Source organism: Magnetospirillum molischianum DSM 120 (assembly GCF_000294655.1).
GTDB classification, from domain to species: domain Bacteria; phylum Pseudomonadota; class Alphaproteobacteria; order Rhodospirillales; family Magnetospirillaceae; genus Phaeospirillum; species Phaeospirillum molischianum.
Window position 1 is genome coordinate 170,179 of sequence record NZ_CAHP01000034.1, and the last position, 8,498, is coordinate 178,676.

Sequence of the window (8,498 nt, forward strand, 5' to 3'; positions counted from 1 at the left end):
AAATTTCGGCTATTCCCCGTCGTCTTCGCTCCCACTTGCCCATTCACGCACGCGGGCCAGATGGAGGTAATCGGAATATTTCGGTGCGTGCTCGGGATGGGGGCGGGCGGCATAGGGCGTGTTCGGATCGTCGAAGACCGCGATCAGCGCGCGCAATCCGTCCAGCGCTTCGTCGGCCAGGGTGGCGGCGTCGGCTCCGGCCGGACGTTCCTCGCCGCCTGGTTCTCCGCCCTTCAGCCGCCAATAGAGCAGTCGCGCCGTCTCGGCGGCGGGAATTCCGGCAAAGCCGCCTCGGTGGGCGATGGCGGCTTCCAGCGGCAATTGCGGGGCGTAACCGGCGGCAACCTCGCGGATCGTCGGCGGCTGGCCGGTTTTGTAATCGATGAGTTCCAAAGCCCCGTCCTTGCGGCGGTCGATGCGGTCGGCCTTGGCGATCAGGGTGAACGGCCCGGCGGGGGCGTCGATCTCCAATTCTCCTCGGACTTCGGCATGGATCGACTCCAATTCGGGCCGCCGCTCTGCCTCCCGCTCCGCCACCCATCCGGCGATCGCGACAAAGCGTGGCCACCAAAACGCCCACACCGATGGCGACGCGACGGCTTCGGCGAAGACGGCCCGGCCGATTGCGATCAGTTCAGCGGTGGGGTCGGGGGGCAGCCGATGGGGAAATGCGTTGACGAACCGCTCCAGCACCAGATGAACCATGCTGCCATATTCGGCGGCACTGGCGTCGGCATCGATCGGGTCCAGGGCGGTCAGCTTCAGAATCCGCTTGGCATAGATCGCGTAGGGATCGCGCATCCACGTTTCTATTTCGGTCACCGACAAGCGCCGGGGGCGTGCCGTCACCGGCGGGCGGGGGGCGGGCGGAGTCGGACGCACCCACTGGCCGGGGCGGTCGAGCAGATCGTGCCATTCCAGCCACTGGGTCGTATCCTCGACGAAGGAGAGTCCGCAGGCCGTCATGACCGCTTCCAGCCGGGTTAGCCAGCGTGACGGCACCGTTGGCGTGCCCTCGACCCGTCGCGCCCGCGTCAGCACGACGCGAGGGGCGGCGAAGCCCTGGGTGAAATCGTGGGCGGCCAGACCGATCCGGCGTTCGGGCGGGGGGAGTCCGAAGGCGGCCCGCATCGGGCGGCTCATCCACGGGTCGGCTTCGGCCGCGCCGGGCCAGGTGCCTTCGTTAAGACCGCCCAGAATCAAGATGTCGGCTTGTTGCAGCCGTGCTTCCAACGGTCCCCAGATATGCAGACGGGGGTGAGTCTCCCAGGTCGAGCGCACCACCGCTCCGGCCATCATTTCTTCCAGCAACGCCGGATAATGCCGTCCGGCGATGGTGCCGAGCGCCGGAGCCGCCTCGTTCAGTTCAGCGGCAAAGCGGGCGGCGGCCTCTCCGATTTCGCCTCCCCACAACCGGATCGGACCGGGTTGGCCATCGGCGGTTGCCAGTGCCTCGGCGAATTCCAGATGCACCCGCGCGATGTCGGCCAGCGTCGCCTCGGGCGCGGCCAGCAGGGTGACGAACGGCCCCGCCAGGATCTCCAGATCATCGACCAGCGCGGTCAGCGCCGGGTCTTTGTTCTTGAGCGCATCCCGCAGCCCTGCCGTTCCGGTGGCGGGGCGCGGACCGTGCAGAACCGCGATTTCCAGCCGTCGCACCAGGGCACGGAATGCGGCGGGAGAGCGTCCGCCCGCTGCCAGCGGATGCTTGAGGCACGCCAGCATCTCGATCGGGGCGAAATCTTCCGCCGCCATCCGGGCGGAAAGGCGCAGGAACGCGCCCGGCTCGGTCAGATTGAGCGGGCGTCCCGCCGAATCGTCGATACGGATGCCCCAGCGTTCCAGTTCGTCTCCCACCCGTCGGGCCAGGGCGCGGTCGGGTGTGATCAGGGCCGCGGTGCGGCCGGCGACGTCCAGTGCCTCGCGCAGCATCAGGGCGATTGCCCCGGCTTCCTCACGCGGGCCGGGGGCGTCCAGGCGGGTCACGCCGGCCAGAGTCTCGGGCGGCAGCGGTATCAGGTCGCGCCACGCTTCACAGGTGGCGGCGGGTCGCAACGCCTCGGTCAGCAATCGCATCCGGTCCACGCGCGGGTCAGGCGTGGGCAGCAGAGGCTTCACCTCTCGCCGCTCGATTCCTATCCGGGTTAATACCGCCTTGAAGCCATATTGGGGGTGGCCGGGATCAAGCGCCGCCCAGCTTGAATCGTCGATGTCGGTGTCGAGACCGGGGAGGATTACCCGTCCGTTTGGCAAGGCGGTGATGGCGGCCAGTAGATCGGCGATGGCCGGGCGCGATCCGGTTGACCCGGCGGCGATTACCGGATGGGTCGGAGGAGATCGCGTCCAGGCGGCGATCCGGGCCGCGACGATCTGGTTGAGCCGCTCCGAGGGTTCGATTGCGCCGCGTTCGGCCAGGATCGACGGCCAGACCTGGGTCAGGATGGACAGGAAGTTGAGCGTGACCTGCCAATGGGCCGCGTGTTCGTCTGGAACCAGCGCCGCCAATCCAGCCGGATCGAGCCGTTCCGCTCCGATCTCGTCGAGCAATCGGGCGAGTTCGGACGCCAGCCGCAGCGCCTGATCGGGCAATGGGGTTTGGCCGCCCCGGCCCGCTTCCATCGCCAGCACCAGCCGGGTCAGGGTCAGGCGGCGTTCGAGTGCGGGCAGCGCCGGAGCCACTTCCGCCGTTCCGGCTGGGTCGGGTTCGTCGGAATCAAGGTCGCCCAGCGGGGTCAGGCGCGGCAACAGCAGCGGCCGCCCCCCGGTCAGGCGCAGAAAGGCGTCGGCCAGGGCGCGACACGCACGCCGGGTCGGAAGCAGTACCTCCATCCCGGCCAGGACCATCGGGTTGTCCCCCGCCTCGGCCAGCAGATGAGCGGCGAGGGACTCGACGAAAGGCAGGCCGGGCGGAAGGGTGAAAACGGCGGTCACGAGAGGTTCCCTCCGAATCCGGTGTGTTTAATGTCCCCTCCGTTCCTCCCCATCGCGCGATCAGGCCGGATCGGTTTTCTTCTTCGCCGGAGCCTTCTTTGCCGCTGGCTTTTTAGCCGGTGCTTTTTTTGCCGCCGCACCCTTGGTGGCGGGAGCCTTCGCCGCCTTGGCCCGAATCAGTGCAATCGCTTCGTCGAGCGTCAGGGCGTCGGCTTCGCTGTCCTTGGGGAGGGTGGCGTGTACGCCGTTGCACGAGGCATAGGGTCCATAACGACCCTGGTGAAGGGTCACCGGCTTGCCATCCATCTCGCCCAGGGTCTTCAGCGGCGCGGACGCGCCCCGTCCTCCCTTGGGCTGGGCCAGCAATTCGACGGCGCGATTCATGCCAACGGCCAGGACGTCATCATCCTTGGTCAGCGATTTATAGACGCCATCGTGGAGCAGATAGGGGCCGAACCGTCCAACTCCAGCGCTGATGGTCTTTTGGGTCTCGGGATGCGGCCCGATCTCGCGCGGCAGTTCAAGCAGACGACAAGCCAGTTCCAGCGTCACGTCGGCTGGTTCCAGTCCGCGATAAAGCGACACCCGCTTCGGCTTGGGGGCGGCGGGAGCCTTTGCCGCCTTAGGCTTCTTCGGGGCCTTTGCGGCCTTGGCCGTCTTGCCCTTGGCGGGGGCTGCGTCCGGCTCCGGCTCCGGTTCAGGCGCGGGCGGCGGGGCGGGCGGGGCCAGTGCCTTCAGGCTTGTCTCGTCGCCCAGCTGGACGTAATGGCCATAAGGCCCCTTGCGCAAGGTCACCGGCAGGCCGGTTGCGGGATCGTTGCCGAGTTCCTTCGGTCCTTCGCGAACTTCGTCCTCGCCCTCTCCCCCCGAGGTCAGGGGGCGGGTGAAGCGGCATTCGGGATAGGTCGAGCAGCCGATGAAGGCCCCGAACTTGCCCAGCTTCAGCGACAGACGGCCGGTATGGCAGGTCGGGCAGGCGCGGGGGTCTTTGCCGGAGCCGTCATCGGGGAAGAAGTGCGGCCCCAGCAATTCGTCGAGTGCGTCGAGAACCTGGGCGACGCGCAGGTCGCGGGTGTCCTCGACCGAGGCGGAAAACGCCTTCCAGAAGCCGTTGAGAACCGTCTTCCAGTCGATCCGCCCACCCGAAACGTCGTCGAGCTGGTTTTCCAGTTCGGCGGTAAAATTGTATTCGACGTAGCGGCCGAAGAAGCTTTCGAGGAAGGCGGTGACGAGACGGCCGCGATCCTCGGGCACGAAGCGGCGCTGGTCGAGCCGGACGTAATCGCGGTCCTGCAACACCGAGATGATCGATGCATAGGTCGAGGGACGCCCGATCCCCAATTCCTCCAGCCGTTTGACCAGACTGGCTTCGGTGAAACGCGGCGGCGGCTGGGTGAAATGCTGCTCGGCGCGCAGGTCCTTGCGCTCCATCGCATCGCCTTCGGCGACGTCGGGCAACAGCTTTTCCGCATCCTCGTCGTCGGAATCGTCGCGGTCCTCGCGGTAGACCTTGAGGAAGCCGTCGAACACCACCATCGATCCGGTGGCGCGGAACACGACCGCGCGGTTGTCGCCATCGATATCGACCGCAACCTGATCGAGTTCGGCCGACGCCATCTGGCTGGCCAGGGTCCGTTTCCAGATCAACTCGTACAGCCGCAACTGGTCGCGGTCGAGGTGATGGGCGACATCCTCGGGACGGCGCGACAAATCGGTCGGACGGATCGCTTCGTGAGCTTCCTGGGCGTTCTTCGCCTTGGTCTTGTAGACGCGGGGAGCCGAGGGGACATAGGACGCGCCGAAGGTCGCGCCGATTACCGCACGGGCGCTGGAGATCGCTTCGGCTGCCATCTGCACGCCGTCAGTACGCATATAGGTGATAAGGCCGACCGTCTCGCCGCCGATATCGACGCCTTCATACAGGCGCTGGGCCAGTTGCATCGTCCGGGCGGCGGCGAGATGCAGCTTGCGGCTGGCTTCCTGCTGAAGGGTCGAGGTGGTGAATGGCGGGAAGGGATGGCGCTTGGCCCGCTTGCGCTCGACCTCCGACACTTTGTAGGTGGCGATCGCGGCGCGGGCCTCGGCGGCGCGGGCGGTGGCCTCGTTGGGAAGGTCGAACTTGTCGAGCTTGCGGCCGTCGAGATGGGTCAGACCAGCCGATAGCAGCGCCCCCTTCGGGGTCAGGAAATCGGCGCCCAACGTCCAATATTCGCGGGCGATGAAGCTCTCGATCTCGGATTCGCGCTGACAGATCAGCCGCAACGCCACCGACTGCACCCGTCCTGCCGAGCGAGAACCCGGCAGCTTGCGCCACAGCACCGGCGACAGGGTGAAGCCGACCAGATAATCCAGCGCACGGCGGGCCAGATAGGCATCGACCAATTCCTGATCGATGTCGCGCGGATTGCGCATCGCGTCGAGCACGGCGGTCTTGGTGATCTCGTTGAACACCACCCGCTTGACCTCGACGCCCTTCAGCGCCTTGCGGTCTTCGAGAACTCGTTTGACATGCCAGGAAATCGCCTCGCCCTCGCGATCCGGATCGGTGGCGAGAAACAGATGGTCTGCCTCTTTGACCAGAGAGGTGATTTCCTTGACGTGTCGTTCGGATTTGGGGTCGATCTCCCAATCCATGGCGAAGTTCTCATCCGGACGGACAGAGCCGTCGCGGGCGGGAAGATCGCGGATATGGCCGAACGAAGCCACGACCTGGAAATCGCTTCCCAGGTATTTATTGATTGTCTTGGCCTTGGCCGGAGACTCGACGACGACGATTTTCATCCGAACCCAATCACCTTGGCAAGGCCGCCCGGATCACCTGATCAAAAGCGACACCCGATTGCCGGGGTGGCGGTCTAGGCGGCCAGCTAATTCCAGTTCCAGCAGCACCCAAGACACCACGGAGGGAGACAATTGGCACTGGCGGATGATTTCGTCAACCGTCACCGGCGTCGGACCCAAAAGCTCGACGATTTGCGGACGGGCTTGTTCGGCCTCATCCTCCCCCGGCGGGGTCGGTGCGGCAGGACGAAAACCGCCTCGATCCGGCTCTGACAGCGGGCGGCGAAGCAACTCGGACAGCACCGCCATCACGTCATCGACACCGGCCGTCAGGGTCGCGCCGTGGCGGATCAGATCGTTTGGTCCAGCGGCACGGGGGTCCAGTGGCGAACCCGGTACCGCGAAGACCTCGCGCCCCTGGTCGGCGGCCAGCCGGGCGGTGATCAACGAACCGGACCGCGCATTGGCCTCGACCACCACCACGCCCAGCGCCAGCCCGGAAATGATGCGGTTGCGGCGAGGAAAAAAGCTGGCCTGTGGCTCGGTTCCCGGCGGCATTTCCGATACCAGCGTTCCCGCGTCGGCGATTTTCTTCCACAAATCGGCATTTTCGGGCGGATAGACCACATCGACGCCACCCGCCAGCGCCGCCACCGTGCCCGAGGCCAGCGCGCCTTCATGGGCGGCGGTATCGATGCCGCGTGCCAATCCACTCGATACCACCAGCCCGGCCCGGCCCAGATCGGCGGCCAGACGGCGGGCCAGATTGCGGCCGTTGAGCGAGGCGTTCCGGGCACCCACCATCGCCACCGTCGGTTTGTTCAGCAGACTGACCGCACCGATTGCCGAAATCAGCGGTGGCGCATCCTCGGTCTCGGCCAGCAAGCGGGGATAGGCCGGTTCGATCCTGGCGATCAGCCGGGCACCGATCCGCTCGACCGCGGCGATCTCCCGTTCCGCTTCGGCACGGGGACAGAGCCGGATGGCCCGGCGCAAGCCTCCCTTGGCGGCCAGATGGGGCAGGGCTTCCAGCGCGGCGGAGGCCGAACCGAACCGTTCCAACAACCGGGAGAAGGTGCGCGGGCCGACATTCTCGCTGCGGATCAGGCGCAACCAGTCCAGTCGTTCAGCAGCAGAGAGTACACGCGGGGTCGCATCCATCCGGCGAGCATGGCCGAGGGGATAGAGGCGGTCAAGGGCCGGATAGGGCTTGGCGTCCCGAAGATGTTGGTGGGCCATGGCCCACCAACACGATGCCTAACGGGTGGGAACCGGAACTTCGCCGGAATAATCGTAGAAACCGCGCCCGGTCTTGCGGCCCAGCCATCCGGCCTCGACATACTTCACCAGAAGCGGGCAGGGGCGGTATTTGGTGTCGGCCAAGCCGTCATGAAGCACCTGCATCACCGCGAGGCAGGTGTCCAGACCGATGAAATCGGCCAGTTCCAGCGGCCCCATCGGATGGTTGGCCCCCAGACGCAGCGCGGTGTCGATGCTGCTGACCGAGCCGACCCCCTCGTACAGGGTGTAGACCGCCTCGTTGATCATCGGCAGCAGGATGCGGTTGACGATGAAAGCGGGGAAGTCCTCGGCGGCAACCGGCTTCTTGCCAAGGGTCAGGGTCATTTCCCGGACCTGTGCGAAGGTTTCCTCTCCGGTGGCGATGCCGCGGATCAGTTCGACCAACTGCATTGCCGGGACCGGGTTCATGAAGTGCATGCCCATGAAGCGGGACGGCCGGTCGGTCGATGCGCCAAGGCGGGTGATTGACAGCGACGAGGTGTTGGTGGCGATCAACGCCTCGGGCCGCAGGGCCGGACATAGCTTTTGGAAGATCGCCCGCTTGATCTTCTCGTCCTCGGTCGCGGCCTCGATCACCAGATCGGAGTGGGCGAAATCAGCGTAATCGCACGTCGTTTTGATTCGCCCCAGGGTGGCGGCCTTATCGGATTCGGTAATCTTGCCCTTCGAGATAGCGCGGTCGAGATTGCGGCTGATCACCGCAATCCCTTTGGCCAGAGCTTCTTCGCTGATATCGAGCAGGACGATATCGAACCCGGCGGCGGCGCAGACTTGGGCGATGCCGCTTCCCATCTGACCTGCGCCGATGACACCGATATGTTTGATGACGGCCATGGAGACGTTCTCCCGCAAAAGGGGCGTTGGCTGGGATGGGGGGTTAGTCGAGAGCGGCGGACAATTCCGGCAATGCCTTGAACAGATCGGCGACGAGACCGTAATCGGCGACCTGGAAGATCGGGGCCTCTTCGTCCTTGTTGATGGCGACGATGACCTTCGAGTCCTTCATTCCGGCAAGATGCTGGATCGCACCCGAGATCCCGACGGCGATATACAGGTCGGGGGCGACGATCTTTCCGGTCTGGCCGACCTGGAAATCGTTGGGAACGAACCCGGCATCGACGGCGGCGCGTGATGCCCCGACGGCGGCCCCCAGTTTGTCGGCGATGCTTTCCAGCAGATGGAAATTATCGCCCGACTGCATGCCGCGACCGCCAGAAATCACGATCCGGGCGCTGGTCAGTTCGGGACGCTCCGACTTCGACAATTGCGCCTCGACGAAACGCGACAGGCCGGGCAGGCCCGGCACCGCGATTGCCTCGATGGAGGCCGCGCCGCCGCTGGCGACAGCCGGCTCGAAGCCGGTGGCGCGGACGGTGATGACCTTGATCGCGTCAATCGAACGCACCGTCGCCAGCGCGTTGCCGGCATAAATCGGGCGGATGAAGGTATCGGGCGCGACCACCGCGACGATTTCCGACACCTGG

General features: G+C 65.8%; 5 protein-coding genes. All 5 read right to left on the reverse strand.

Annotated features, from left to right (window positions below; all coding sequences use genetic code 11):
- Positions 1-9: 9 nt before the first annotated feature.
- Positions 10-2,931: a double-strand break repair protein AddB gene (gene addB / locus PHAMO_RS14430; RefSeq protein WP_002730361.1), complete on the reverse strand. Its 2,922-nt coding sequence runs from the start codon at positions 2,929-2,931 to the stop codon at positions 10-12.
- 60 nt (positions 2,932-2,991) lie between these two features.
- The gene (gene topA, locus PHAMO_RS14435; protein WP_002730363.1) at positions 2,992-5,712 is read right to left on the reverse strand and encodes a type I DNA topoisomerase; all 2,721 of its coding nucleotides are present in this window, start codon (positions 5,710-5,712) and stop codon (positions 2,992-2,994) included.
- Between the two features lie 33 nt (positions 5,713-5,745).
- Positions 5,746-6,951, reverse strand: a complete 1,206-nt coding sequence (gene dprA / locus PHAMO_RS14440; RefSeq protein WP_002730364.1) for a DNA-processing protein DprA — start codon at positions 6,949-6,951, stop codon at positions 5,746-5,748.
- Between the two features lie 18 nt (positions 6,952-6,969).
- Positions 6,970-7,848, reverse strand: a complete 879-nt coding sequence (locus tag PHAMO_RS14445) for a 3-hydroxybutyryl-CoA dehydrogenase (RefSeq protein WP_002730366.1) — start codon at positions 7,846-7,848, stop codon at positions 6,970-6,972.
- A gap of 43 nt (positions 7,849-7,891) precedes the next feature.
- Positions 7,892-8,498, reverse strand: a 607-nt coding sequence (locus PHAMO_RS14450; protein WP_040567396.1) for an electron transfer flavoprotein subunit alpha/FixB family protein, incomplete at its 5' end; no start/stop codon positions are given.

What these genes read in the sequence shown, in the direction of transcription:
- topA (WP_002730363.1), bottom strand. Translation starts at nt 5,712, where the DNA reads ATGAAAATCGTCGTCGTCGAGTCTCCGGCCAAGGCCAAGACAATCAAT.
- dprA (WP_002730364.1), bottom strand. Translation starts at nt 6,951, where the DNA reads ATGGCCCACCAACATCTTCGGGACGCCAAGCCCTATCCGGCCCTTGAC.
- PHAMO_RS14445 (WP_002730366.1), bottom strand. Translation starts at nt 7,848, where the DNA reads ATGGCCGTCATCAAACATATCGGTGTCATCGGCGCAGGTCAGATGGGA.